The sequence below is a fragment of the Enterococcus sp. AZ048 genome (assembly GCF_051715125.1).
GTDB lineage: Bacteria > Bacillota > Bacilli > Lactobacillales > Enterococcaceae > Enterococcus_A > Enterococcus_A gilvus.
Window position 1 is genome coordinate 537,685 of sequence record NZ_JBIOTD010000002.1, and the last position, 26,926, is coordinate 564,610.

The 26,926-nt window shown below is 45.9% G+C and carries 28 protein-coding genes; 12 read left to right on the forward strand and 16 right to left on the reverse strand.

The genetic code is table 11. The annotated features are described in order from the left end of the window. Positions 1-38 precede the first annotated feature (38 nt). Entirely contained in the window at positions 39-1,616 is a 1,578-nt protein-coding gene (locus tag IGI66_RS16400) for a glucosyltransferase domain-containing protein (RefSeq protein ID WP_438849617.1), read from the reverse strand. Then, positions 1,613-3,658, reverse strand: a complete 2,046-nt coding sequence (locus tag IGI66_RS16405; protein WP_438849618.1) for a glycosyltransferase family 2 protein — start codon at positions 3,656-3,658, stop codon at positions 1,613-1,615. The genes IGI66_RS16400 and IGI66_RS16405 overlap by 4 nt, the downstream gene beginning before the upstream one ends. A 579-nt stretch (positions 3,659-4,237) precedes the next feature. On the opposite strand from IGI66_RS16405, the gene IGI66_RS16410 reads away from it, so the two are divergent. From IGI66_RS16410 to rarD, 8 genes are all read left to right on the forward strand, one after another. Then, the gene (locus IGI66_RS16410) at positions 4,238-5,269 is read left to right on the forward strand and encodes a galactose-1-epimerase (protein WP_438849619.1); all 1,032 of its coding nucleotides are present in this window, start codon (positions 4,238-4,240) and stop codon (positions 5,267-5,269) included. 1 nt (position 5,270) lies between these two features. Further along, entirely contained in the window at positions 5,271-6,440 is a 1,170-nt protein-coding gene (locus IGI66_RS16415) for a galactokinase (protein WP_438849620.1), read from the forward strand. Between the two features lie 379 nt (positions 6,441-6,819). Continuing rightward, entirely contained in the window at positions 6,820-7,278 is a 459-nt protein-coding gene (locus tag IGI66_RS16420) for a GNAT family N-acetyltransferase (protein WP_438849621.1), read from the forward strand. A gap of 172 nt (positions 7,279-7,450) precedes the next feature. Continuing rightward, the gene (locus IGI66_RS16425; RefSeq protein WP_155857523.1) at positions 7,451-7,624 is read left to right on the forward strand and encodes a hypothetical protein; all 174 of its coding nucleotides are present in this window, start codon (positions 7,451-7,453) and stop codon (positions 7,622-7,624) included. Positions 7,625-7,729: 105 nt separating this feature from the next. Beyond that, positions 7,730-8,248 (forward strand): HdeD family acid-resistance protein, encoded by a 519-nt coding sequence (locus IGI66_RS16430; RefSeq protein WP_010778568.1) that lies wholly within the window; start codon positions 7,730-7,732, stop codon positions 8,246-8,248. 128 nt (positions 8,249-8,376) lie between these two features. Further along, the gene (locus IGI66_RS16435; RefSeq protein ID WP_438849622.1) at positions 8,377-8,634 is read left to right on the forward strand and encodes a hypothetical protein; all 258 of its coding nucleotides are present in this window, start codon (positions 8,377-8,379) and stop codon (positions 8,632-8,634) included. Between the two features lie 57 nt (positions 8,635-8,691). Beyond that, positions 8,692-9,339 (forward strand): hypothetical protein, encoded by a 648-nt coding sequence (locus IGI66_RS16440; protein ID WP_438849623.1) that lies wholly within the window; start codon positions 8,692-8,694, stop codon positions 9,337-9,339. Between the two features lie 100 nt (positions 9,340-9,439). Further along, positions 9,440-10,330: an EamA family transporter RarD gene (gene rarD / locus IGI66_RS16445; RefSeq protein ID WP_438849624.1), complete on the forward strand. Its 891-nt coding sequence runs from the start codon at positions 9,440-9,442 to the stop codon at positions 10,328-10,330. Positions 10,331-10,364: 34 nt separating this feature from the next. Here rarD and IGI66_RS16450 read toward each other — a convergent pair whose 3' ends face one another. From IGI66_RS16450 to IGI66_RS16500, 11 genes are all read right to left on the reverse strand, one after another. Beyond that, a complete protein-coding gene (locus IGI66_RS16450; protein ID WP_288225857.1) occupies positions 10,365-10,529 on the reverse strand; it encodes a hypothetical protein in 165 nt (54 codons plus the stop codon). Between the two features lie 230 nt (positions 10,530-10,759). Next, positions 10,760-11,659, reverse strand: coding sequence for an NAD(P)-dependent oxidoreductase (locus IGI66_RS16455; RefSeq protein ID WP_438849625.1), 900 nt, complete (start codon positions 11,657-11,659; stop codon positions 10,760-10,762). Between the two features lie 244 nt (positions 11,660-11,903). After that, the gene (locus tag IGI66_RS16460; RefSeq protein WP_438849626.1) at positions 11,904-12,929 is read right to left on the reverse strand and encodes a hypothetical protein; all 1,026 of its coding nucleotides are present in this window, start codon (positions 12,927-12,929) and stop codon (positions 11,904-11,906) included. Positions 12,930-13,142: 213 nt separating this feature from the next. After that, positions 13,143-13,970: a diaminopimelate epimerase gene (dapF, locus tag IGI66_RS16465; RefSeq protein WP_438849627.1), complete on the reverse strand. Its 828-nt coding sequence runs from the start codon at positions 13,968-13,970 to the stop codon at positions 13,143-13,145. Positions 13,971-13,979: 9 nt separating this feature from the next. Next, positions 13,980-15,278, reverse strand: coding sequence for a diaminopimelate decarboxylase (gene lysA, locus IGI66_RS16470; RefSeq protein ID WP_438849628.1), 1,299 nt, complete (start codon positions 15,276-15,278; stop codon positions 13,980-13,982). A 15-nt stretch (positions 15,279-15,293) separates the two neighbouring features. Then, the gene (locus tag IGI66_RS16475) at positions 15,294-16,448 is read right to left on the reverse strand and encodes a M20 metallopeptidase family protein (protein ID WP_205242224.1); all 1,155 of its coding nucleotides are present in this window, start codon (positions 16,446-16,448) and stop codon (positions 15,294-15,296) included. Between the two features lie 207 nt (positions 16,449-16,655). Next, complete coding sequence (locus IGI66_RS16480; RefSeq protein WP_010778578.1) at positions 16,656-18,023, reverse strand: sensor histidine kinase; 1,368 nt, start codon at positions 18,021-18,023, stop codon at positions 16,656-16,658. Beyond that, the gene (locus tag IGI66_RS16485; RefSeq protein WP_044926688.1) at positions 18,011-18,676 is read right to left on the reverse strand and encodes a response regulator transcription factor; all 666 of its coding nucleotides are present in this window, start codon (positions 18,674-18,676) and stop codon (positions 18,011-18,013) included. Before IGI66_RS16485 ends, IGI66_RS16480 begins: the two co-directional genes overlap by 13 nt. A gap of 54 nt (positions 18,677-18,730) precedes the next feature. Beyond that, positions 18,731-19,480, reverse strand: coding sequence for a lantibiotic immunity ABC transporter MutG family permease subunit (locus IGI66_RS16490; protein ID WP_114525389.1), 750 nt, complete (start codon positions 19,478-19,480; stop codon positions 18,731-18,733). Then, positions 19,467-20,207 carry a lantibiotic immunity ABC transporter MutE/EpiE family permease subunit gene (locus IGI66_RS16495; RefSeq protein ID WP_438849629.1) on the reverse strand — a complete coding sequence of 247 codons (741 nt, stop codon included), beginning with the start codon at positions 20,205-20,207 and terminating at the stop codon, positions 19,467-19,469. The genes IGI66_RS16490 and IGI66_RS16495 overlap by 14 nt, the downstream gene beginning before the upstream one ends. Continuing rightward, the gene (locus IGI66_RS16500; RefSeq protein ID WP_438849630.1) at positions 20,200-20,922 is read right to left on the reverse strand and encodes a lantibiotic protection ABC transporter ATP-binding protein; all 723 of its coding nucleotides are present in this window, start codon (positions 20,920-20,922) and stop codon (positions 20,200-20,202) included. The genes IGI66_RS16495 and IGI66_RS16500 overlap by 8 nt, the downstream gene beginning before the upstream one ends. 252 nt (positions 20,923-21,174) lie before the next feature. Here IGI66_RS16500 and dapA point away from each other — a divergent pair, with 252 nt between their 5' ends. The 4 genes from dapA (at position 21,175) to IGI66_RS16520 (ending at position 24,319) form a co-directional block, all read left to right on the forward strand. Then, positions 21,175-22,065 carry a 4-hydroxy-tetrahydrodipicolinate synthase gene (gene dapA / locus IGI66_RS16505; protein WP_438849631.1) on the forward strand — a complete coding sequence of 297 codons (891 nt, stop codon included), beginning with the start codon at positions 21,175-21,177 and terminating at the stop codon, positions 22,063-22,065. Then, on the forward strand, positions 22,062-22,817 hold the full coding sequence (gene dapB, locus IGI66_RS16510) for a 4-hydroxy-tetrahydrodipicolinate reductase (RefSeq protein ID WP_438849632.1): 756 nt from the start codon (positions 22,062-22,064) through the stop codon (positions 22,815-22,817). Before dapA ends, dapB begins: the two co-directional genes overlap by 4 nt. 39 nt (positions 22,818-22,856) lie before the next feature. Further along, positions 22,857-23,558, forward strand: a complete 702-nt coding sequence (gene dapD, locus IGI66_RS16515; protein WP_010778585.1) for a 2,3,4,5-tetrahydropyridine-2,6-dicarboxylate N-acetyltransferase — start codon at positions 22,857-22,859, stop codon at positions 23,556-23,558. A gap of 122 nt (positions 23,559-23,680) precedes the next feature. Then, the gene (locus IGI66_RS16520) at positions 23,681-24,319 is read left to right on the forward strand and encodes a hypothetical protein (protein WP_431378635.1); all 639 of its coding nucleotides are present in this window, start codon (positions 23,681-23,683) and stop codon (positions 24,317-24,319) included. Positions 24,320-24,359: 40 nt separating this feature from the next. Here the strand turns inward: IGI66_RS16520 and IGI66_RS16525 are convergent, their stop codons facing one another. The 3 genes from IGI66_RS16525 to IGI66_RS16535 are packed head-to-tail and all read right to left on the reverse strand — an operon-like array spanning position 24,360 to position 26,706. Beyond that, positions 24,360-24,899 (reverse strand): TetR/AcrR family transcriptional regulator, encoded by a 540-nt coding sequence (locus IGI66_RS16525; protein WP_010778587.1) that lies wholly within the window; start codon positions 24,897-24,899, stop codon positions 24,360-24,362. A 31-nt stretch (positions 24,900-24,930) separates the two neighbouring features. After that, positions 24,931-25,632 (reverse strand): ABC transporter ATP-binding protein, encoded by a 702-nt coding sequence (locus IGI66_RS16530; protein WP_010778588.1) that lies wholly within the window; start codon positions 25,630-25,632, stop codon positions 24,931-24,933. A 12-nt stretch (positions 25,633-25,644) separates the two neighbouring features. Further along, positions 25,645-26,706: an ABC transporter permease gene (locus tag IGI66_RS16535; RefSeq protein ID WP_438849634.1), complete on the reverse strand. Its 1,062-nt coding sequence runs from the start codon at positions 26,704-26,706 to the stop codon at positions 25,645-25,647. Positions 26,707-26,926: the final 220 nt, after the last annotated feature.

Here is a 26,926-nt window from a genome sequence, read left to right on the forward strand (position 1 = left end):
AAAAAACCGCCAACAGTGAGAACTGCTGGCGGTTTCTGCTACTGATCCTCTTCTGAGATATTCGATAATTTCACGACGCATACGCCCTCGATCTCCTGGATCGACTCTTTTTCTGGATACAAGGGCATCTCCTGATAGGCTTTTGTCTTCGCGATTTTTTCAAACTTTTCGACAGAACAGCGTTTATAGGATACCCCTAAATGCAGTTGAAAGAAATTGTACCACGCCTCGATATTGCCCTCGTAGGTTTCCCAGACAGTGCCGAATCTCGCCCCCTCGTTCGCTTTTTTCATGAGCTCAGGGTACGGCGTCGGGTAATTCCCCTTATGTGGCGTCCCCGCGATCAAAAGAGTGGTCTCGTCCTTTCGATAATCAGCGCGTTGCTCCAATTGGGCCCAAATGCGATTGGCCAATTGTGTGCTTTGCCGCTGATCGCTCAACATCACCAATGCATCGTTTTGATTCGTCAAACTGTACGTCCACACCAATCCCACGAGTATACTGACAAATAGAGCGGTCAGCCCTCGCTTCTTCTTACCTGAAAAAACAACTGAGCGGTGCCATAAACAGAACAGCCCGATCAGAAATGGAACGATCACTGTCATCCCGGAAGCCATCAATAAATAAACAAAAGTCCCCGGAATCGCCAGCTGGATCACATTTGCGAAAATTGGAAAAACAGCTAACAGACCCGTCGCCAGAAAGAAGATCGCCGGCGAGCGTTTTATTTTGATGGCGAGAAAGGCAAAAATCAGGAGAGAAAGCAGCCCTAAGCCGAAATAGAAATAGCGCTCTCCAAAGGCATTTCTCACAATTTCATCGCCAAAAAAGAATTGATAGCACGTGCGATAGGTCGCCAAGATCGTGCTGTTCATGGCTCTCAGACTGGTGATTGGTGAGAGCTGATCCGCGTTCTTATACGCCGCCATCGTCAACTCAGCGCTGAGTAAAGAAAGCTTCAAGATGATCGCGTATACCGCTACCCCCGCGACACTGATCCCCACGAATTTTTTGACACCCGCTAGTACGTCTGTAAAAGTATGGGTCGGATCAAGCAGATACAGCACCACATAGCCGCCGCCTGCGATTAAAAATGCCCCGAGATTGCTTTGATAGAAACTGATCGACACTGTCAGCAGCAGCCCTGCACCAATCGCCCACAGATTTTTTGGCGCAGACAAAAAGGCGAGGACCGCTGCTAAAATAGCGAAGAGAATCGACAGGCTATAAGGAACGGCACAATACGGGTACATCAAAATCATCGCCGTCATGGGAGAACACGTCAGCGTCAAGCAAAGCAAGACACCTAACAAAGGCTGATTTATGGCGAATAGCTTCATCAAAAGAACACCACTCAAGCTGATAAACAGCAGACTCAGCATCGCAGAAAATGCGGCGTTATTCAGCCCGCCTTGCAGCGCATCCGCAACTACCAAGCCCCAGCGGCCTAGACGAAGCTCCCATTCCCCGCTCATCCGATAAAAACCCGCCATCGTCCCATCAGGGGTCATCAACTGATGAGTATAAACGGTGTAATGGACGATAAGTCCCGCAAGATAGCTGATCCCCAGTACCAGAAAATCCTTGCGTTTAAAAGCCAACAATCCCTTCGTCATTTCGATTCAGCCCCTTTCTTTTCCGTGTCTCGTTGCAACGGAAACCCAGACAGCTCTTTTTTCTTCTCTTTCCAGCCACGCCATTCGCCGACTTTAAAGGCGTTGATGAAATTCTTATCAAAATTATCGATCCAAAAGTTTTGATTGACGATCGTCGTCGTGTAGGTGGTCGGTCGATCATGCAGAAGGTGCAAATACTGATTGTAGGCGGGATTCACCTCATCGATCGGTTCTTCAATGAAAAGCTCGATCCCGTCCTCCCCACACGACCGAACCTGAACCGTCAACTCGGTCGTATACCGTTCGTCTGAGAGTTGGAATTTTCCATGCTGATCGAGAAACGAGTCAACACCCTCAGCCGCCTTCAAGTGGATGCGTTCTTCATTTAAATACACCGTCTCAACCTCGATCGCCTCCTCCCCTTCAGGCCCAAAGGTGAGTATGCCCTGCAACGCCAGCTTCCAACGGATAAATTCATTGTCGATCCCTTTTCGCGGCCGGTTGAAGCTGATCCCATAGAAAAAACTCACGGCGTTTTGGCATAGCCAGAACAAAATAAATACTTGTGACGCCGTCGGGATCGCATAGATATTGAGGATACTTGCTACGATCGAGACGACGGTCAATAGCAAGCCCACCACGTTGAACACCACGTAGCGCTTGGGCGGCGCTTCATTGATCCGCCAAAAATCTTTCGGGGTCACGACAAAATGCTCTTCCCTGATGCCTACTAATTCTTTAAATAAAGGCCACGCGATATAGGGTGTCAAAATCGTATCGACAAGGTTGCTGTAGGTTCGGTTCAAGGATTTTTCCGAAACACAAGACAGGGCCCAATTGTAGATCATGTAGGCCGGCAGCCAAACCAGCAGCAAGAGCAGAATATCTGTGTCCACGATCCTAAAGTTGAACAGCACACTGATGATGGGAATAAACAAAAACGCCAGCTTACGATAAGGCAGCAGCCAATAATTGTATAGAATCAGGTAGCTAAACTTTGAGAGAAGCGACAATTTACTGAAAAGCAGGCGATTGCTTCGGATTCCCTGCACGAAGCCTCTGCTCCAGCGAACCCGTTGGTCCTTCAAGTCCTCGATCGTAAAGGGACACAAGCCGTACACATAACTTTCTGACAGCACACGTCCCAGATAGCCGGCTTTTTGCATTTTGATACTGGAAGAAAAGTCCTCTGTGATACTGTCTGTCGACAAGCCGCCTGTGGATTCCAGCGCGTCTCTTGAGATGATCGCATTTGAGCCGCAATAAATCGCCGAGTTAAACGGGACGCGGGCACCGTTGACATGCTTGAAAAAATAATCCTGCTCATTCGGTAAAATGTTGTCCGCGAACAAATTGTATTGAAAAAGATCCAACGTATAGAAATCCTGCGGCGTTTGAACATAGCCGATCTTAAACTGATACCCGTTTTCCGCTAATTCCTCGGAATATGCCGCGATCTCTTCGTCTGTATTGTTTTCAGTTTCATAAAAATACGGAACGACCTTCAGCAAAAAATCGCTTTTAGGGATCATATCGCAATCCAAACAAGCCACCAAAGGCGATGACGAATGCTGCAATGCATTGTTCACATTCCCCGCCTTTTTATCGGGGTTGTCTTCTTTTCGCATCCCGATATAGTGAATGTCAAACAGCGCCGCGATATTCTTCATCTCCTCGCGGCAGCTATCGTCACACAAATACACGTGGACCTTTTTCGTATCAGGATAACTCAAATTTTTGCAGGCATTGATCGTTTTATACAGCAGCTTGTGGCTTTCGTTGTGCGTGGTGATCAAAATATCCACATGGGGATACTGCTCCGGTTCAAGAGGAACCTCTTTCAACGCCTTCTTTCCAGCGATCGTGATGAATTCATAGATCCCTTGTAAATTCGATGAAAACTCAGACAGCAACAGCAGCAACGCTAAAAATAGGGTGAGAAAGCCCCAACGAAACGGCAGCGTGTACCTAAATCGGAAAAATAAATAAATTATTTGACTAATGATCGCTAAAAATACAATAATTCTCTTTTTCTTGTCCATCCCAACATTCCCCTTATTTGTTTCATAATCTTTCTTTTATTTTCTTTCACTAACATATAATAATATTATTATATATAAAATAACTATAAATATCGGTAAAAATAGTTTAAAATAATAAGAAATACACAATAAACACTTTATCAATCCCAATAAAAACAGTCAATAAAAACTTTATAGATTATTTATCGAAGTGACTACCAATTACAATCAAATATAATGCTCAATTGACCCGATTATTATAATTTCCATCCGAAGATAGTCAAAAAAAGAAACAGATGTGCCATTCGAGATTCCGCCACGCTTCAACGATCGTCATTTTCTCTTCTATATAATGAGATAAATGCCTGATCAAAAAAATGAACATTCCGTTAAGGCTGGCGCTATAGATTCTCTTTTTCCCTTTAGTCACATGCAACAAAAAGTTAAATAGTCGTCACAGAAAGACGTTATGGAGAAAACGATTTCTTGTTAAACTAAAGATACGTAAAAAAACAGCTATTCCTTGTCACTTTCTTGAGAAATCGCTACACTTATTGGGACACGAAACATTTCTACTACAGAAAAAGTGAGGTTTTTTAAATGCAAATTACAGAAACGCCTTTTGGCAAAGGCTATCAACCGATCACCCTTGAAAATGAAGACGGTTTCCATTTATCTGTCTCTGACTTAGGGGCGCGGATCGTTCGTTTAGGCTGGGATAAAGAATTGGTCTTAGGTTTTGATTCAGCCGAAGAATATTTAGAAAAGGATGCGTTTATCGGGGCTTCTATCGGTCGTACTGCTGGACGGATCGAAAACGGCCGCTTTACGCTTGAAGGCAGGGACTATCAGGTCGCGATCGATCCAAAGACGGGGCATTCTCTTCACGGCGGACAGCCGGGCTTTGAGACGAAAAAATGGGCCTATCGAGTGGAAAATGGAGATGACGAAGCGTCAGTGGTCTTCACCAGCAGCAGTCCTGACGGCGAGCACGGTTTTCCCGGCAACTTGGACATAGAGGTTCGCCACACGTTGACGAAAGAGAACGTTTGGCGGGTGACCACTAAAGGAACAAGCGATCAGGCGACCCTGTTTAATCCAACCAACCATGTTTATTTTAATCTGACCGGCGACGTCACTCAATCGATCGCCGAACACACGCTTTGGCTGAACAGCGACCACTTTGCTTCTTTGCGTCCGGATGTACTACCAACAGGCGAAAAAGCTCCTGTCACGGGAACACCGCTGGACTTCCAGCACCCACGGCCGCTAGCGGATGTGTTCACCAGCAGCTTTGACCAGACGAAGCAATACAACGGGCTTGATCATCCCTTCTTCTTAAAGGACAGCCTTTTGGAGAAACCGGCCGCGCGATTGACCAGTCCTGACGGCACGACCGAGCTGATCGTCTCAACGGATGCCTCCAGCGTGGTGATCTTCACTGCGAACTTCGGCAATGACGGGCCAGAGCTGCAAGGAAAAAAACTCGCAGATCATGGCGGGATCACTTTTGAAACTCAAATTGCTCCCGGTGCCGAACAATTTCCAGCATTCGGTTCGATCACCCTGCCCGCCCAGCAAACATTTGAAACGACGACTGAATACAAACTACTCATGAAAGAAGGAAATTAATATGGCCAGCACTCGCGAGCTAACGACAACATTTGCTGAAATTTTTGGACCAAAGAAAACCACACACTATTTCTCACCCGGTCGAATCAACTTGATCGGGGAACATACCGACTACAACGGCGGTCATGTCTTCCCCGCTTCGATCACCTACGGAACGTATGGTGCCGCCGCGCCTCGTGACGATAAAAAGGTGCTGGTCTACTCCACCAACTTTGAAGATGTCGGAGTGATCTCCTTTGCCATCGATCAGTTGGCCTACGATAAAAAGGACAATTGGGCAAACTATGTAAAAGGCATGATCCTGAAAATGCAGGAAGCCGGACACACCATCGATCACGGTTTTGAATTACTCGTTGAAGGCACGATCCCCAACGGTGCTGGCCTCTCCAGCAGCGCCTCTTTAGAATTATTGGTAGGTGTTGTTTTAGAGGATCTGTTTGAACTGGATACGGACCGTCTTGAGCTGGTCCAAACCGGTAAAAAAGTAGAAAATGAGTTTATCGGCGTCAATTCTGGGATCATGGATCAATTTGCCATCGGCTTTGGTGATGTGGACCAAGCGATCCTGCTGGATACCAATACTTTGGCTTATGAAATGGTCCCCGTAAAGCTCGACGGCTATGCCATCGTGATCATGAATACCAATAAACGCCGTGAATTAGCGGATTCCAAGTACAACGAGCGCCGCAGTGAATGCGAAGAGGCCCTTGCCCGCCTGCAAACGAAGCTAGACATTCATGCCTTGGGTGATTTGGATGAAGAAACCTTTGAAGCAAACACGGAGCTGATCGGTGATGACACCTTGATCCACCGTGCCCGTCATGCGGTGACCGAGAACCAACGTACCTTGAAGGCCAAAGCAGAATTAGAGAATGGCAATCTGGAAGCTTTCGGTCAGCTTTTGAATGCGTCTCACGATTCGCTGCGTCATGAGTATGAAGTGACGGGGATCGAATTGGACACCCTTGTTGACGCGGCCCAGGCACAGGCCGGTGTTTTGGGGGCACGGATGACAGGCGCTGGTTTCGGCGGCTGCGCCATCGCGCTAGTCAAAGAAGACACGATTCCTGCATTTAAAAATAATGTCTATGACACGTATATGAACACGGTTGGCTATGCGCCTGATTTTTACGTTGCCCACATCGGCAGCGGAACCACGAAACTCGGTTAACCGTCTTCTATGAACGCCTTTCCTCTTTTGCGGGGAAGGCATTTTTTCTTCCATCGAGAAAACACTCCCCCGCTTCTTTTTTTACCTGCTGGATTCTGATAAACTTAAAGACAGAACTTAGGTATCGAATGGAGGCTTGACGATGAAAAAAAGACCCCACTGTTTGAACAGAAACGCTTCTACATCCCCGTCGCTCTCTTACTGGGACTCTTGGGCTTTAGCCCGATGCTGTTTTCAGTGCTGGGAAAGAAAAAAGAAGAAACGCTGAATAGCGACTACTACACGTCGCCTCAAGAGCCGCTTTTCAAATCAAAAGAGTGACCGGCTTTTTGAACAGAACATGCAGTCGGATTCCCTAAAAATCCATGACGAAGAATAAATGACATTTTTAGAAAAGGAAAAAAGAATGATCAAACAATTGAACAACCTCACAGAAAATGAATTAACGACACTCTCCGACATTTGGCTAAAAAGCAACATCGATGCCCATGCTTTCATCAGTGAAGACTATTGGCTGAGCAATCAGGTCGCCGTGAAAGAGGCCTTCTCCCAAGCATCGATCTATGCCTATTTTCACGAAGGAACCATCGTCGGCTTCCTCGGAATGATGGACGACTACATCGCCGGCATCTTTGTTTTAAGCGCCTATCGTTCACTGGGCATCGGCACCCAACTATTGAATACAGCGAAGTCCGATCACCAGCAGTTGACCTTAGCCGTTTACAAAAAGAATGCCGCGGCATTGCGCTTTTATCAGAAAAATCATTTTGATAGCCAAGAGGAACGACTTGATCCAGAAACCAACGAATCCGAAGTGTTGATGTCTTGGCAGGCCTAATTCAGCTCAAACACACTGCATCTTTTCAATGCAGTGTGTTTTTTTTGCGGAGTTCTTCTTCTGGCAAATAGCCCCTTCTCGTTCCCAGCTCATCGGCACTTGTTGTCGGAAAGTCCTACATTTTGACGGCGCCTCTTCAAACCTTTATACTGCCTTAAAAGAGGTGAGTATCATGAAATTCAAAGGGCTGCACAACCCCTACTTCTACATTGCGCTTTCTTATTTTTTCGTCTCGCTGTTTTTTGCGTTTCAAGAAGGCCCGATCTTCAAGTGGGCGAGCTTCTTCTTTCTGATCTCTTTTGGGATCAATGCCTTTAAAGCCATCAAGCATGGACAAAACCAATAAAAATTCCCTTTTCTTCTATGAGAACGGTTTATTTTCTGACGAGTGATCGTTTTCTTTTCATATTTTTTCAGTAAGTGGTACTATTTTTTCAAGGAGGTGAAAAATATGGAAAGAAAAACAACCTTTAGCTGGCCTTATTTTTTGATGGGGATTCTTTTTATTCTCGTTTCTCTTGCTGCATTTAGAGATCCAGGAAGCAGTCTCGTTGCCATTGTTTATGTCTTTGCTTTTTCAGCAATTTTAAAAGGACTCTTTGAATTATTCTTTAGACGTAAACTTCACGAATTTACGAATCAAAAATCTACGTTGATGATGGTTTTAGGTGTCGTTGATATCTTGATCGGTATTTTCTTCTTATTCAACATCACTGCTGGATTGGTCGCTTTGCCATTTGTTTTTGCGATTTGGTTTCTCTTCGATTCGATCGTCGGTCTCCTTACAGCAAGCATCTACAAACTGGGAAGCACCGGCTATTACTGGTTCCACATCGTGATCGACGTGATCGGCGTTATCTTAGGATTCATGCTTTTATTCAATCCTTTGACTTCCGCTCTTACCCTTGCCTTCCTAGTAGGCTTCTACTTTATGATGGCAGGTATTTCACTTATCGCGTATGCATTTTAATCAAGCGAGAAATAGAGACCGGGTGTCTCTATTTTTTTACCCTGAGCGCGCCTCTGCATGCTATACTATTTGTGAGCCGATTACCGGCATTTTTCCAAACGAATACGTGAAAAAAGGAGGATGTTACGATGCTGACAAGAGATGTTGTTGCTTTTCTGCTTTGCCTGCTGGGTGCTGTCCTAGGTCCTTACACCCTCGCATTAGTCAAGAAAAATCCCTCTTTACTGCAACTGCTCGCTACTCTTGTTTTCTCTGGTGGCTCACTCGTTTTCTATTATTATTCCTTTGACAATGTGGAGACGCCGCTTTTGCCCATTTTATATTATGGTATCGTCGTTGGCGCCGCTTTGTTTTTTTCCTACAAAAAAAATCGTTCCAATCCCTAGCCATTCACTCGTCTGAATGGCTTTTTTGACTATCCTTATCTGAAACGAGGTATCCACATGATCAAACTCTATTATTTATTGGAAAATTCGATCAAAAATTTGACCCGCAGCTCTGGTATTCTAGCGTCACTCGCCTTGAGCTGCTTGTCCTCCTTCATCGCCTTTTCCTTTCTCACCATCAGTCTGTTCTTCTCCCACTGGCACGATCACGCATTCAGAGAAGCCGCGAGTCACGGCGGCATGGCCATCATGGATCTGATCTCCCCCAGCGGAATGCTGACGACTATTTTTAAACATTGCTCTACCTTTTTAGCGGGGCTTTGTCTGATAGTGACGCTGAGTGCGATTCGGCGATTGTTTTTTCATATGGCGAACGACCAGCGTGCGTCTTTTAAAACCATGAGTCTCCTTGGCGAAACGACCCCCTTCATCAGCTTGGAATTTTCGCTTCAATCCATTTACGTCGCGCTTTCTTCCTTAGTGATCGGTGCATTGTCGGCGGAGCTCGTTTTGGAAAAGCTTTTTCACTATTCCCTTTCGTTCGGATCGCTGAAGGTGATTGTCGCGACGTTTCACATTGATCACAAGATCCACGTGCTCATTCTTTTTGCGGGAAGTCTGTACATTGGATGCCGCGTGTTTCTTTTTGTCCAAAAATACCTTCATTCGTTTTTCGATAATTTGAAAACAGAACTTGACGGCTAAAAAAATCTTCCCTTTGATTCATCAAAGCTGCTTTTTTCTATAAATTCTCTTGAGCGTTTATGTTAAACTAAGTGAACATGACGGAACTAAGGAGGTTTCAATGAAAAAAGATTCAGGGTTGGTTTATGGGTTCAGCGCGTACATTCTTTGGGGCATCCTTCCCCTCTATTGGAAATTATTGGGAAATGTCGGTCCCGTCGACATTCTTTTTTATCGGATCATCTGGTCTCTGGTCTTTATGACTCTTTACTTGATCGTTTTCCGAAAAGTCCCCGGGTTTCTCCAAGAGGTCAAAGCGCTGCTAAAAAGTAAAAAAAAGACACTTGCTATTATTGTTGCAGCGATTTTTATTTCCCTCAATTGGGGAATCTATATCTATACTGTTTCGATCGGACAAGTCCAGCAGGCTAGTCTGGGCTATTATATCAATCCCCTGCTAAACGTCCTCGCTGGCGCGATCTACTTAAAGGAGCCTTTGACAAAACAGGCGAAATTAGCCAGTCTCTCCGCTTTTGCGGGCGTCGTGCTGCTGACGATTCAAACGGGGGTCTTTCCCTTTAATTCAATTTTCCTTGCAGCAAGCTTTTGTTTGTATGGCGTGACTAAGAAACAATTGGATTTGAGTGCAGCGACAAGTATTACTCTTGAAACACTGATCATCGCCCCGATCGCGTTGATTTATTTATTCGTTGTTTCACCGGTAGGCTTTATGCAGTATCCCGCCACTACGAATTGGCTGCTGATCGGAGCCGGCATCGTTACGGCGATCCCGTTGCTGCTTTTTGCGACGGCGGTGAAAAAACTTTCGTATATCACGCTGGGCTTTTTGCAATACGTCAACCCAACGATCATGCTGGCGATGGCGATCTTTCTATTCCATGAGCCCTACCAGCTGCCGCAATTTATTGCCTTCGCATTTATCTGGTTAGGCATAATGATTTTCGTAGCAGGAAATCTTATCGAAACACGCAAAAGAGGGATTCGTCCGTAGACGTCTCCCTCTTTTTTTGCTTTTAGAAGCTTTCTTAATAGGTAAAATGATGAACGACTTCCCCTGATCTGAATACTTTGCTTTTCTTTACTCTTTGGTAATTGGTCGCATAACACAGCGCTTCACGATGTGTTCGAAAGGTCTCTTCAGTCATTTCCCCGACGATCGTTTCTACTTGAACTAAGTATTGGCGTTCCATATCGCTTCCCCTTTTCTTCCTATCATTCCAACGAGTGTCTCTTCATTTATCCATCATAGCGGGATTTTATGCCGTTTTCAATAACTTATGTTATATTTTCTTACATCAACTGCAAATAATTTCAAAAAAGAAACATTTGATGTGACGTCTTTTGACAGGAGGCTGTTCGCTGTGGCGTTAGACAGAAAAAAGACCCCAGCGCTCACGCTGGAGTCCTATCATTCCATCAATCAATTTTTCGCTTGAAACGTCTCGATATTCCCAATGACTTTTTGCGCCAGGCGAACCTTCGCCATCGACGTTAATCCCGCATTGGTTTTTCCAGCAAAGACATTTGGCAAACCAATGACTTCTGCTCCTAAACCAGCCTCCGTATCGCTGAAGGCGTAATTATCCCCGTGCTCTAACCATTCTTTTAACGCTGGCACTTCATGAGAAGGTGCGATGGATACGTTCATCAAGATCTTTCCGTTGCCAAATGTTTGAAAAGCAGCTTTGTCTAATAAGACCACGTTCTTATTTAAGCAGGTGATCACGATATCTACTTTTCCAAGTAATTCATCGAGCGGCAAATAAGTCATCGCCAGCTCTTTTTCGACGTCTGGCTTCCGCGTACGGCTGTAGTAATTGACGTCCATCCCGAAAAAGTCCATCGTGCGTGCCAGCAGACTCCCGACTGTTCCCATTCCAACGATCCCAACCTTCACATCGGTCAATTCCATTGGTTCTTCTTTCCACATTGCAAGCCCGCGACCTTGCAGCAGGCGAACCAATTCACTGATGGCGTATTCCTTTACGCCTTCATCGCCGTAATCCCGCACGCCAGTCACAACGATGCCTTTTTCCTCTGCATAGCGAATATCGACGTTAGCATTCTCCGGCGCATACAGACTCGCACAAATACCGATATAACGAATGTTCGGGCACGCCTCCAACGCTTCCTTATCAATAGAACTGGTGAAGCTCAGCATCACGCAATCAGCATCGCCGATTCGCTCGATGACTGCGGCTGTATCTGCGGGGATGTCCTCGTAAAAGACCGTTTCCTCTGCCAGCGCTTTTAGTTTCTCGTCCCATTCAGGCAATAATTTGGTTGGCTCGATCGCCACCATTTTCTTAAATTTTTTCATGTCGGCCTCCTCGTAGCTTGTACTCCCTTCATGATACGTCCTACGAAATTTCGCGTCAATGAAGAAGAACAAAACCGCCGTGTTCTCCTCACAAAGGAAGAACGACAAAAGAATTCCGACCGTTAACTCTTTAGCGCCCTGCGGAGGATGATAGGATAGCAGCTATTTTTTCTAAAGCCCGCACAAAAATAAACACGATTTTACGCTAGCGTCTGGAACCGTCATCATGCGTGACGGACAGCGATCATTTTCGTTTCCTATTCCGCTTGGTTCGGCTGTCCTTTTTCTTCCCCTGCTGCTTATCCAGTCTTCGTTTGAGGTTTTTCTGCCGCTGCTCTTCTTCTACTTGCTCAGGCGTCTTATCAAAGCGCACGTAGGAAGACTTCGGTTTGGGCGGGAGATCGGCGGCGTTATTGGATGGACGTTCCGTTGTAAAAGTTTCTTCCCCCGGCAAGGGATACTCCGCCTCGACGATCGCCGCGGCTTCTTCGTAAGACAGCTTGTTGGAGTTTTTTGGCGATGGAGTTGTTGTAGTAATTGGCTCTGCGGCGGCGATTGGTTCTGTTGCGGCAACCAGGACGGGCTGTTTTTCAGTCTTCGTGTTTGTAGGCGCTTCTTCAACGACAGTATCCTCTTCTGTTTGTTTGGCTTTGCCAACCTTGTAAGAAGTCGTCTCCACGTGACCACCGCCTTTATAATCGACCAATGCCACGAATTTTCGGACGCCGTCCACTTCAAAGATGCTTAACAAGGTCAACACTTCCAGAATCTCCGCCACCAGCATTTCCTCTTTGTTAGGATCGACGTCGCGAATCGTCAACAGATGGCGCTTGCCCGCGGCATCCTCAAAACGGGAACGAATGTCATAAACGAGGCCCTCTCTGTAAAGGTCCAAACTGCCCTGTCTCTCAAAGGCATTCTTGAAGGAGCGGATCATTTCAGTCTGGGAAAAATACTCGGAAGGGCTTCCAAAATACTGCTTGATCAAGCCTTCCCATTCTTTGGATTCAAAGTATTCCTTGAAAAAGGGCAAAAAGAGGCGCAGGGTGCTTGTCGGCTCGACTGTTAAAAAGAGGTACCGAAGCAGGTCTTTGCAGAGAAAAGAAAAAGCCCCCGTCAAATTTAGCGCATTCCGCACCATGACCGCGACCAAATACTCGATCACAGAATCCGCATCGCCGGATTGTTCGTAGTAAGTCACGATCTTCTTCTCCAAAGACTCTCGTTTCATTAAGAATAACTGCCGCGTGCCTAATTTTTTAACATCCATGTTCCCATCCTCCATTTTCAAGAAATCGCTTCCTGTGTTTTTTATACATCTAGGATAATACTAAAATAACGCTCTTGTAAATACCCAATGAAATACTTTTATTTTTTAAATTTACAAACATTATTGAATAAATATTTTCCAACTCATCGATAGAGACAAAGCGAAAATTAAATAACAAAAAAACAACGACCAGAATTATTGGTCGTTGTTTTTTTATACGAAATCTTCGTCTACTATTGTCCCCTCAGCAACGAGGTTCGTGTCGCCAATCAAGTATAAGTCCTCTCCTGTCACATCTACTTGAAGCTGCCCGCCAAGGACTTCGATCACCGCGGGTTCGACCGCGACGATCTTCTTTTTATTCAATGCATAGGCTGTTGACCCTGTGCCTGTTCCGCAAGCTAAGGTAAACTCTTCTACTCCTCGTTCGTAGGTTCGTTCCACCACTGTTTGGTCTGGCAAAACATCGTAGAAATTCACATTGGCACCCTTTGGAAAGACTGGATGGTTGCGCAGTTTTCTAGCAAAATCAAGCATCGTCTCCAGCTCTGTCATCGCCAGATCAGGGAAGTGAACGACTAAGTGAGGAATGCCCGGATCACCTAATTCAACATAATCGACAGTCACTTCTTTGCCATCGACTTGAATCGTTTTGTCTGCTTCAAAGATCGTCGGAGAATTCAACTGGACGCGATATGTCCGTTTGTCCAGCCGTTCAGCCGGAACATTCCCTGCGATGGTTTCGATGGTCATTTTTTCTTGCGCCGCCTTTGTTTCGTAGGCCCATCGTGCGACACAGCGGGCACCGTTCCCGCACATTTCCGCTTCTGACCCGTCGGCATTGAAGAAGCGCGCGTAGAAATCACCTGTTCCGCGAGGGGCTTCAACGGCGATCAACGTGTCCGCTCCTACCGATACACGCCGGGTACACACACGGGCTGCGACCTTCGTTAGTTCCTCCGTCGAAAAACTCAGCCCACGATTATCGATCAAAATAAAATCATTTCCAGCACCTTGCATTTTATAAAAGGGAATAGCCATTCTTTCGCCTCATTTCAAAAAACTTGGAATCTCTTCATTTTGGATGATCTGATCCAATGTTTGTCTTTTTACGATACATTCTGCTTGTCCGTCTTTGGTCAATACAACGGCCGGAATCGCCAATTTGTTATAGTTGCTGGCCATGGAATAACCATATGCACCCGTCGAAAAAGTCGCGAAAATATCGCCGGCTTCGACTGTCGGCAATTCGATGTCTTTGACAAGGATATCTGTGCTTTCGCAAGCCTTCCCAGAGACCGTGACTGTTTCAGCAGCCGGCAGATCGGCTTTATTCGCTAAAATCCCTGTGTATTCCGCTTCGTATAGTCCTGGACGAATGTTGTCCGTCATCCCGCCATCAATACTCACATATTTCCGCAGACCCGGAAGCTCTTTGATCGCGCCGATCTTATGCAGGCTGATACCGGCTTCGGCCACGATGCTGCGTCCTGGTTCGATCACGATGGCTGGCTGTGGGAATTGCTCTTCCTCGCAAAACGCCAAAACCTGCACCATCATCGGGTCCGTAAAATAACTGAAGGGCTTCGGCTGATCGGCATCCGTGTATCGAACCCCAAAACCGCCGCCGAAATTCAGCTCCTTGATCGTATAATCAAAGCGCTCTTTCACTAGTTTCACTAAGTCCAAAGCGATCCCTACTGCCGCTAGATGGGCTTGGTTATCGAACAATTGACTTCCGACATGGAAATGAAACCCTAGAAAATTGACTTCAGGCGTCTCGATTGCCTGTTTGATTTGCGGGAAAAGAATCGCTTCATCGATCGGTATCCCAAATTTCGAGTCCTTTTGCCCCGTCGAGATAAAGGAATGGGTCTGGACATTGACCTCCGGCGTGATGCGGAAAAGAATATCCACGACGCGCTGCTTTTCTTTTGCGATCGCTGCGATCAGAGCCACTTCCTGCAGGCTGTCGATAATGATTCGTCCAACCCCGTAATCGATCGCCATCTCTAATTCTTCGATGGATTTGTTGTTGCCGTTCATTTCAATGTGCGCTGCGGGAAACTCAGCTTTGACAGCGGTATAAAGCTCGCCATCAGAAACGACATCCAACGAAAAGCCTTGCTTCTCAATGATTTTCAGCATCGCCAACGTCGAAAAGGCTTTGCTGGCAAAGGCTACCCGCACGTTGTCGTATTTTTCAACAAAATCTCGCTGCAACTCCTGGCATTTCTCTTCGATCATCGTTTGTGAAAAAACATAAAGTGGTGTGCCAAATTCTTGTGCCAGAGCGACCGTGTCACAGCCATCCCACATCAAATGTCCGTTTTTTGTTTCAAAGTCCATTGTAAGCCCCCTTAATTAATGTTCATTTAATCCAGCGATCAAGTTGACATAGGTCTGAATCCCTAATAAGAGATTCACTTCATCAAATTTCATCTGTCCGCTATGCAGCGGATGCGTGTAGCCCTTTGCTTCATCACGAATGCCTAAAAAGAAAAACATTCCGGGAATTTCCTGCTGATACATCGAAAAATCCTCCGCGATCAGATAAGGCGGTGTCTCGACATAATAGTCCGCTGCGACTTTCTCCAGCGTCTCCACCATCTTCGGGTCATTGTCGACGACGCGATACATGTGGTTAAAGTCCACTACGGCTTCACATCCGTAGCCCTTCGCGATTTCACTAGCTAATAATGTTGTCCGTCGAACGACTTCATCGTAGACCTTGTCATCAAACGCCCGCATCGTCCCGTGTAAAACAACTTCCTTCGCCACGATATTCATCGCTTCGCCGCCATGGATCGTCCCAAAAGTCAAAACCACGTTATCCAACGGACCGATATTTCGCGCCAAAATACTGTTCAATCCAGAGATCACGCCGCCGGCTGCGACGATAGCATCTTCGCCTAGCTGCGGCTGTGCGCCATGGGTGCTGACCCCCTTGATCGTGATGGTGACTTCTGCATTCCGCGCCATCATCGGTCCAGGTCGGCAGGAAATTTTTCCAGCTGGTAGATCCGGAAACACGTGCAAGCCGACGATTTCCTCCACGCCAAGTTTTTGAAGAATCCCCGCTTTCATGATCAATTCTGCCCCGCCAGGTCCTTCTTCGGCTGGCTGGAACACAAAGACCAATGTACCTTGGATCGTTTCAGGATGCTTATGCAAATAGGCAATGAACCCTAGTAAAGTCGACATATGGCCGTCATGACCACAGGCGTGCATTTTTCCCGGAGTCTTGGATGCAAACGCATAGCCGGTCTGCTCCTCCACTGGCAACGCGTCGATATCCGAACGAAAGGCGATCGTTTTTCCCGGTTTGCTTCCTCTTAAGACGGCGATCGTTCCTGTTTCGATCACTTCATAAGTCTCTGTCACACCAAAAGCCGCCAGCTTCTCGCGAATATAAGCAGCGGTGCGCGTCTCCTCTAGTCCCAATTCAGGGATTTGGTGCAGCTCACGGCGCATCGTCGTGACTAATTCTTCTAATTCTTTGACTTCCGTTTCGATCATCGTCTCACTCATTTCCATAAAAATTCTTAGAATAATGCTTATTTGATTAGAGATCCATTGATAGTTTCTCATATTATAGTACAGATTGTCTGATAGGTCATTCATTTGTTTTTAAAATTATGAAACTAAATGAAAAAATTTTGTTTTCTTTCATTTACTCACAAAAAAAGCCAAAGGAACACGCAGCCTGTGTGCCTTTGACTTCTTTCAAGGTCTAAGTGTTTCTTCATTAGATAGGATGAGCGTAACCTTCCCTCCAACAGTGGTGTTTTCTACGATTACTTGCCCCTCGTGATAGTTGGCAATACGTTCAACGATGGCTAGTCCAATGCCGTAATTGCTGCCTGTTGTCCGGCTTTGATCCTCCTGCCAAAACATTTCCTTCCCATGTAAAAGGGCCTCTGGCGAGAATCCTGGACCATGATCTTCAATCACAAATCTTATGCTTTTTTCGTCGTGCACCGTTTCTACCGTCACTTTTCCCGAATCAGTATATCGAATCGCATTTTCCAAAAGGTTTCCCAATGCGCGCATCAGCATGACAGGGGCCGCATTGATAGCAGTCCCTTGTGGCGAAGGCCCAATCGCCAATTCGATCCCTTTTTTCTTAGCCAGAGGTGTAAATGTCTGCCTCACTTCCTCTAAAATGGTCGTGACGGAAAGAGGACTCTTTTCCTCTTGAACCACATCAAAAGTTGAAACCTGTTGCAGCAAATCGAGGTATTGCTTGGTTTTTTTTCCTGAATCATAGATATGCTGGACAAGCTGCTGCTGTTCTTCGGCAAGTTCTTCTTCCATCAACAGCTCGGCGTTGCCATTGATGATGGTCAGTGGTGTTTTAATATCATGAGTCAGCGCCGCGATCTCTTTTTTTCGCTGCTGCTCTGTCTGCCATTGTTGGACGAGGGAGTCTTTCAAGGCACCGCGCATTTCTTCCATTGAATGCAGCACTTCATTGAATTCCCGGATGCCCGAAGTGGTGCCGATCACAGAATCAAGGTCCTTTTGGGTGATTTGTTGGCTCGCCTGTTCCACCAGCAGCAATTTTTCCTTTAATTGCTTACTGACTTTTTTGGTAAACAGAAGAAAGAAAAGCAGCAGCGCGAGCACGATCGCAATCAGAAAGAAACTTTCAAAATTCGGGAACAGCTTTCTCAATGTCGGATTGGTAAACTGTGCTTTATAATTCCATGAAAATAACGCATAACTGCCATCAGCCAACGTCACATACGCTCCTGTAGAATAGCTGTCGGTCTTATCCTTGTACTGAGCAAGTGTTTTCTCTAAAGGCTCGCCTGCTAAAGAAGCCGCGTGCACCTTCCCTTCTTTGGTAAAATAAACATACTGATAAAATGACGGTGACAATTTAGCCGGAAAGACCTGATTCTCTTCAATCCGCTTCATCTCCTCTCGCGCATGGATCTCTCCTGCATTTGCCGGCGCGATCTTTTCCGTAGAAATCAAGACTTGAAAAAGAAGCAATGCCAACATCAAAACGACGACGACGCCTGAAAAAGCAGCTGCCAAGAGGCGTGTCACATACCCAGTCAGACTGATTGTTTTTATTTTCGCCATCGATACCCAATCCCCCAAACCGTTTCGATCGGGTCATTTGCTGAGTATTTCTTTAGCTTTCCCCGAATATTCTTGATGTGTTCAACGATCACGCTTTCCTCAGAACGTCCATCAAAGCCAAATACAGCTTCGTACAATTGCCCCTTTGAAAATACTTGACCCGCAGACGTGATCAACTGGGCGGATATCAAATATTCTGATTTTGTCAGCAACATCTCCTCGCTGCCATAATAAATTTTCTTGCTGGAAATATCTAAAGAAATTTCCCCAACGCGTATGCGATGCGTGTGTCCGCGAGATTCTCGGCGCAGGTGGGCAGATACGCGCCCACGCAACTCCGCTAGTGAGAAGGGCTTGCGGATGTAGTCATCTCCTCCGACTCCAAGTCCTTGCAACAAAGCCTTCTCTTCTGTTTTTGCTGTAACAAATAGAATCGGGCAATCTACAAGGTCGCGAATGCTTCGGCAGTAATCAAAGCCGTCCTGATCCGGCATCATGACATCTAACAGGATCAAATCCGCAAATGCGGCTTTTTCCGCCGTCACTTCTCGGGTGGTGGTGAATGTTTCTACCTGATGACCTTCTCGTGTCAATGCTGTTTTAATAAATGCCAAGATGCCCTCATCGTCATCAATAGCGAAAATCATTGCCATAACCTCACCCCTTTTCTTCAATCATACGTTGAAATCGCTCATCCAGCAAGGGTCTTACTCCTCACTTGATCGCCCTTCCCATTTTTGAAACCAAAGGAATAACCCACCCAGCATGAATACTGTCAGCAGAACCAGACAGACCAATACCACGTGTACCGTACCAAAGCTCGTGGCTGTCGCTCCTCTCAAATACGCGGCTGCTAAAGGGATCGAACGAACGCCCCACGCACACGGAAAGAAAAACCAGATCGTTTCTCCCAAACCGGTAAGCAACAGTGCGGACAACAGCAACTCGACGGCTGCAACCGCGAAATTGACGTTTCGACCAAAGGAAAGGCCCAGAAATAAATGGAAAAAGTAAAGAAACAAGGCACTGCACCAGACGATGCCCACTAGAAAAAGAATGAACAGACTGGATAACGCGTAGTCTTCGCGAAATTGAACGACCAGATGGTACCCGAAGCCTGCCAGCAGGCAAGCAAACAGACCGCTAACTAAAAGTATCCCAACCTTTGAAGTCAGTGCTCGCCAGCGGGATACTGCACTTAATAAGAAGAAACTGTCTCCTGCTTCGCTTTCTTGATCAACAATAAGAGTGGTCATCCATGCCGCAAGAATCGGGTACACGAGACTTAGTACTTGAAAATAATTGATCAGTAGCAGCTGGGAGTGCGTGTTCGTCATCCATTGATACGCGGCGAAAACACCGATGCCCACTAACGGCAAGGCGACATGCAAAAGAAAAAAAGGCGTTTTCCTTATTTTTAGAATATCCCCCAGCAACACACGTCTAAATCGTTTCATGATAACGACCTCCCTTACTGAACCAGCGCGTCGAGAGAAAGCTGCTGGCGAACAAGAACAGCAACGTGAGTATCAGGCCTGGTAAGACCACTCCTGCGTCATACAACGGACTTCCAGCTTCTAATGGCACGCCATTCGGATTGATATGAATGATTGGCGCCATCAATCTTGGCGCGATCGCAAAGGGCACGTACCAAAAGGCGCCTCCCGCAATCGATTGACTGGAACAGAATATATTCAAAAAGAGAATGCTTAGAAATGTAACGACCGAATGAAACCGCGTAGCCAAATAAAGCCCTAAAGGAATTTGCCACGCCCACGTGACGGTTAAAACGATGCCCGCAGCGAGACCGCGCCAAAGTGGGTATTGCGATGGAAACAACAGACCCGAAAGCGTCGTCAAACCAAAAACGACCGCATTTGAAAAAGCCAAGTAAAGTAGCCCTGTCCAGATTTTTCCGTGCCACATTTTTGCTGGAGAAATAGGAAGTACGTTGCAATTATAAAAACCCAAGCGCTTATCCGCATCTACCAGATTTGTACAAACAAGTCCTACTACCATCGGCAGCAGCAACATGTACCACCAGTTATAGGCACCGATCTGCGCCAATTCTCCTCCCATTAAAAAAATAGCCATCCCGCTTACTAATAATGGGAACAAAATCAAGCTCTTTCTGCCAAAGCTGCGTTTGCCCTTTAGCATTTCCCCTCGAATGATCTTACTCATCCCAGCTCGCCCCTTCCGTCTGATTTTCCTTCGCCACCTTCATGAAGAGTGCTTCTAACGCCACACTATTTTCCGGCAGATTCCCTTGATACCCTAATTGACCGTTGGCGATGATCCCGATCGTATCCACAGTATGCTCGACCTCTGATAAAATGTGACTGGAAAGAATCACGGAGATTCCTTGGGCGGGAAACGATCGGATCAGTTCGCGAAAAGAGTGAATCCCTAAAGGATCTAAGCCATTCGTCGGCTCATCTAAGATCAATAATTTCGGTTCATTCAATAATGCTAGCGCCAATCCTAGCCGCTGCTTCATCCCCATAGAAAACTGACGGGCTATTTTCTTACCAGTATTCTGTAGATCAACGATAGCCAAGACCTCGTCGATTCGCCTTTCAGACAACCCTAAAGTTGTGGTGCGTACCAACAGATTTTCGCGAGCTGTCAAATTTCCATACAACGGCGGCCGCTCGATCAAGGCGCCGATCTCTGACAAGTCTTTTCGCTGCCAAGGCTTATTCTGATAAAGAATTTCTCCTTCAGACGGTTGGATCAGTCCGGCGAGCATCTTTAATGTCGTTGATTTTCCGGCACCATTCGCACCAAGCAATCCGTAGACTTTATTTTTAGGTATCTTTAATGATAAGTTGTTTACGGCCTTTTGACCGTGATAGGTTTTCGTTAACTGGTTCGTAGTAACAATCCATTCGTTCATGTGGGTTTCCTCCTCGTTCTACTTCCAGTATGAAAGACAACTATAAGGAAATGATAAGGTTTTTAGATTTTTTAAAAACAAAAAACCTTCTATAGAAAGAAGACTGCGCTTCCTACACTAAATTTCTCTGACTATTCCTGATTAAAAATTCCATGAGATTTCCGTTGGCTTTCACTCATAATTGAGATATAATCCTACTATTAAAGATTTTTTACAAGATCTTTGAAAAAAACAATGAAGGAGTTGTTTCTCTTGAGAATATTTGAAGGATCTGGTGTCGCTTTAGTTACACCCATGAAAGCCGATGGTGCTGTTGATTACAAGAAGTTAGAGGAACTTGTTGAGTGGCAGATCAGCGAAGGTACCGATGCGATCATCGCTTGCGGAACGACTGGTGAAGCCTCCACATTAGCCAATGACGAACATATCGCTGTGATCGAGGCCGTCGTCAATAAGGTGAATGGACGCGTCCCGGTGATTGCAGGCACAGGTGTAAATGACACACAGCATGCCATCGAATTGTCAACAGGCGCTGAAAAAGTAGGTGCCGATGCCCTATTGATCGTGACTCCTTACTATAATAAAGCTTCAGATGAAGGTCTGTTTCTTCACTACCAAAAAATCGCAGAAAACGTGGAATTGCCGATTATTTTATATTCTGTGGCTTCACGTACCAATATGAATATTGCCCCGCAAATGGTCAAACGCTTGAGCGAGATCCCGAATGTGGTGGCGATCAAAGAAGCCAGCGGCAACATTTCGCAAATAGCAGAGATTGCTCAGATCATGCCGGAGGAGTTCGCGATCTATTCTGGAAACGACGATCAAGTCTTGCCGATCATGGCCTTAGGCGGCAGCGGCTCGATTTCAACGATCGCAAACATCGCGCCAAAACAGACCCACGAGCTGACAAAAGCAGCGTTGGAGGGAGATTTCTCTTTAGCAAAAGAATTACAGCTTGCTCAAATCTCGTTGATCCACGCGATCTTCTGCGAAGTGAACCCTATCCCGGTTAAAACAGCGGTTGGTCTTTTAGGGAAAATCGACGTACACTTCCGTCTTCCCTTGTCTCCAGCAAAAGCAGAGACCGTTGAAGGATTGAAAAAAGAAATGACTGCCTACGGGTTGGAGGTAGCAGAATGATCGACATCCTTTTAAGCGGTGCAAATGGGCGCATGGGACAAGTCCTGCAAACGATAATCGCGGAACAACCTGAGATGCGCGTCGTAGCCGGTGTTGATCGCGAAGCCTTTGTAGCAGACTTCCCTACCTATCGCTCCATCGAAGACTGCCAGACAAACGCTGACGTCGTCATTGATTTCTCTCATTACTCTGCTGTTCCTGCTGTTCTGGAGTATTGCGGAGACAAAAAGATCCCAGTAGTCGTAGCAACGACCGGCTTGACTGACGAGATCCACGAACATATCCAACGAACTGCCGAAGAAACGGCGGTCTTCTTCTCAGCAAATATGTCCCTGGGTATCAATCTTCTAGCAAAAGCGATCCGCGAGATCACGCCTGTTTTAGAAGAAGATTTTAATATCGAGATCGTGGAAAAGCACCACAATCAGAAAAAAGATTCACCTAGCGGGACCGCCCTTTTACTTGCGGATGCCGTTAATGATGCCGTTGAAGAAAAGAAGACGTATATTTATGGGCGCCACGGAAATGATCTGGAGAACCCCTTATCTGAGTTGGGTATCCACGCGGTACGCGGCGGGACTATCCCCGGCGAGCACACTGTGATCTACGCAGGTCCAGACGAAGTCATCGAACTGAATCATTTGGCTTTGTCCCGCAATGTTTTCGCCAGCGGTGCCGTAAAAGCAGCTAAATACATCAGCAACAAAACGACCGGTTTATACGATATGGAAAAACTGATCGATGAAAAATAGAACGGAATTTTAATTAGATAAGTAGACAGGAGTAAATTTATGACTTTGACTGATCCTTATGAAATTGCAAAATACATTAAAAATGCCGAAAAAATGACCCCTGTCAAAGCCTACGTACAAGGCGATTTGACGGGCATCACCAAAGAAAAGGTACAGTTTTTCGGACAAGAAAAAACATGGATCTTGATTGGTGAAAGTCAGGCAGTACAAGAAGTATTGACAGAACAAAAACAACACATTACCGAGGTCCACCTTGAAAATGACCGCCGCAACTCAGCGATCCCGATGCTGGATATCTCCTCCGTCAATGCACGGATCGAACCCGGCGCCTTGATTCGCGACCGTGTAGCCATAGGTGACAAGGCGGTTATCATGATGGGCGCCATCATCAACATCGGTGCATCGATCGGTGATAGCACGATGATCGACATGGGTGCGATCTTAGGTGCTCGTGCGACGGTCGGAAACCACGCTCATATCGGCGCCGGCGCCGTCTTGGCTGGTGTTCTTGAGCCGCCTAGTGCCTCTCCTGTGGTTGTGGAAGACAATGTATTAGTAGGCGCCAATGCCGTCATCTTAGAAGGCGTCCACATTGGAAAAGACGCGGTCGTTGCCGCAGGTGCGATCGTAACAAAAGATGTCCCTGCTGGCGCAGTCGTTGCAGGAACGCCTGCACGAATCATTAAAATGAAGGACGAGATCGACCCGGGAAAAACAGAATTTCTCAAAGATTTACGTTAAAATGAGACCCGACGGAGAGAAATCTCCGTCTTTTTTTGCATTATTACTGCACTTCTTACGAAATATGCTATAATACTATCGGATTAGAACAACTCTTAAAAGAAAGCGACTGAATTATACTCGTGAATTTAAAAAGTATCAAAAAATCAATCAAGCTACGCAACAAACAAATCAGCAAAACCTTCGCTCAAGTAGAAGAAACACTTGCGGATCATATCCACAGCGACGTGAAGATTTATTTTGACAAAGTCAACACGCATCAAATCCATTTTGACGAAAAGACACCGGATGGCGAAACTCGCCACATCCAAAGTGGAGAGCAGGATCATTCCTTCAGAGAATTGGTGGAAGCTCACATTAAAAATCCGCAAACCAATACCTTGAATCAATTGACAAACAGCCTGTACAACCTGTGGTCAGAAAGCTTCAAAAAAGCGGTCCCTGCCAGCGTTGAGACAGACAAAGCGGCAGAACTTGCCCAAGACATCATGGCAGATGTTGCCAAAGCTCCAGAAAGCAACGGCGTAACAGCAGAACAAGCAGAGGCATTGAACCAAGCCTTGAAAACAAAAACGAATTACTCTGCTGAATGGTCAGAAGCTGACAAAGCGATCGAAGTTTTCTACAACCCGCCAAAAAAAGACCGTCAATTATTAGCAACGGTCGCAGCGGATCAATCGGTCACTTATACAGATGCACTCTCAACAAAACGTGTCATGAAAAAAGAATTGCCTGACATGATCGCAGCCGTATTGGCCTAAGCAAAAATCCCACTATCCTTTCAAGATAGTGGGATTTTTTTTAGTTATCCAAGACTCCGTAGAAGAAAAGCTGGATGGATTTTTCCATATTTTCCTTTTGTACGGCCTCCGGGGATTCTAAATTTGCCGAGATCAATATGAATAGCTGACGCACCGCAACCTCGGGTTCGACAGACGTACGAATTTTCGGTTCCTGATTGAACAGGTCGAGAAACGGGCGTTTATACGACTCCTGCCAAAAAGAAAAGAGCTGCTTCGCGATTTCAGGATTTAGCGTATGCTGGATGTCATGCATCATCATGAATAAGCTGAACGGGTGTCGCTCCTGCAAGTAAAAGACCATTGCCGTGACCCGCGCTTCAAAGCTCCCCGCTTTTTTCGATAGGTCAGAAAGGTTCTTCCCTACTTCTGTTGATAGGCGTTTCATTACTTGAAAGTAGATCTCTTCTTTATTTTTAAAATGATAGTATATGTTTGGTTGGGTGATGTTTAGGATTTTTGCAATTTGCCGTGTGGAGGTGTCGTTGTACCCTTGTCTCATGAACAAATCTTCTGCAATATCCAAAATCTCTTCGTACATTGAATCGCCTCGCTCTTCTTTTGTACAGTTATTATACGCTATCCGGGTGGGCGTCGTCTTCAGAAAGTTCCTTTTCCTTCAGCATGCCGTCCTTCATTTCTAACACGCGGTCGCAAAATTTTACTAAGCGAGTGTCGTGAGTCACCATGATCGTTGCCTTCTTCTTTTCTTTCGTTTCCTTCGCTAAAATCTTAACGACTTCATAGGCTTTTTCAGAATCCAGACTGGCGGTAGGTTCATCCGCAAGAATGATCGTCGGATCGTGATACAAGGCGCGAGCGATCGCGACCCGCTGACGTTCCCCACCAGAAAGTTCTTCCGGGTATTTGTTCTCTAGACTCGCGATTCCCAGTTGGTCAAATAATTTCTCCGCAACTTGCGTGTTGTCGTTTTTGCTGACCTTATCCACCAGCTTCAATTGCTTTTTGACGGTCAGAAATGGCACTAGATTGGATGCCTGCAAAATAAAGCCGATTTCTTTGAACCGCAATTTTGCCCGATCCTTTTCCTTCTTTTTACTGAAGTCTTCGTCATTGATCAAGACTTCCCCCTCCGAAGGCGATTGCAGACCGCCGGCGATGGTCAAAAAGGTACTCTTCCCCGAACCGGAGGGACCAATGATCGCGACAAATTCTCCCTTTTCCACGGAAAAATTCGTTTCCTTCAAGGCTTCGATCGTCGAATCGCCATCTTTAAATGTTTTCTCTACTTGTTTAAATTCAATTGCACTCATGGTTTCTCCCCCTTATCCGATTGCTTTCAATGGATCAATCTTCACGATCGTTCGAACGGAGAAGAACGCTCCGATCAACGCCACCAGAATCATCAATAGACTGATTCCGCCGAAAAACAGCATGTTCACTTGAAACGGCACCGCGTCTGGTAATACCAGGGCTGTTCCTAGCGTCGCCGCCAAACCGACCACGACACCGACAGTCGCCAGCAAGAAGGTTTGAGCGATCACGGAATTTGAAATGTAGCGGCTTGAGATTCCTTGTGCCTTCATGACGCCGAAAATCTCCGCTTTTTGCATCGTCAATACATAAATGAAGATCCCGATCACGATCGCCGCGATGACGATCAAGAACCCGATCATAAATCCAAAGGTCAATACTTGTGCACTGTAGCCCGGCAGATCATTGATAAAACTGCTGATGCTGGTCTTGTCCAGATCATCAGGAACCGAATCGACCTTTCCACGCGTAATGATTGCGTTGATCCGAGTATTTTCATTCGTTCCCTGTGTCTCAAAACGAATTTCCTGATACGCGCCGATCGTCGTGTACAATACAGGTGCGACGTTGAATTTTGCGTTATCTGTAAAACCAACGATCGTCAATGTTTTGTCATTACCGGCCATTTTGACCGTTTCACCGAGCTTCAGATTGTATTCATCCTTCAAGGAAATGTCCGCCACCGCTTCATCGTCAGTCGAGAACATCTTCCCGCTGCTCAGCTTCGGCGCGATAAATTGGTCCTTATCGATCCCAAAAAAGCTGACATCAATTTTTTCTCCGTTGTCGCCCTTTATGACACCCGCTGTCTGGGCAAGGTACGCTTTCTCATCCGCCTTCACGTCGTCAAAGGTTTTTAACGGGATCATAGACATGTTTAAATTGTTATTTGCTTCCTCTGTCAGCAGAATAGAATCTGCATCCCACTTGTCTACTGCCGTCCGATTGTCCTGCGCCAGCCCGTAAGCCAGTCCCGTCAAAAAGAACACCAAATAGGCAATCAGAAACATGACGCCCATCACTAAGGTGTAGCGCAGCTTCGAATGTTTGATTTCATTGATTGCTAAAAACATAAAAAAGACCTCCACTTATCACTTGATAAAATTACCCTACCACGAGTTATTTTTTTAGGGAATTAATCTGCTTAGTAGAATTATTCCAGGAACGACAAAAAAGCAATCTAGTTGGTGATTTGATTGCTTCAACTGCATTCTCTTTTTTTACTAGTAAAATGGATTGGTCTATTTTTTATTGGGTAAATGATCCTATTCGTCTAACTCCCAATTCATTTAT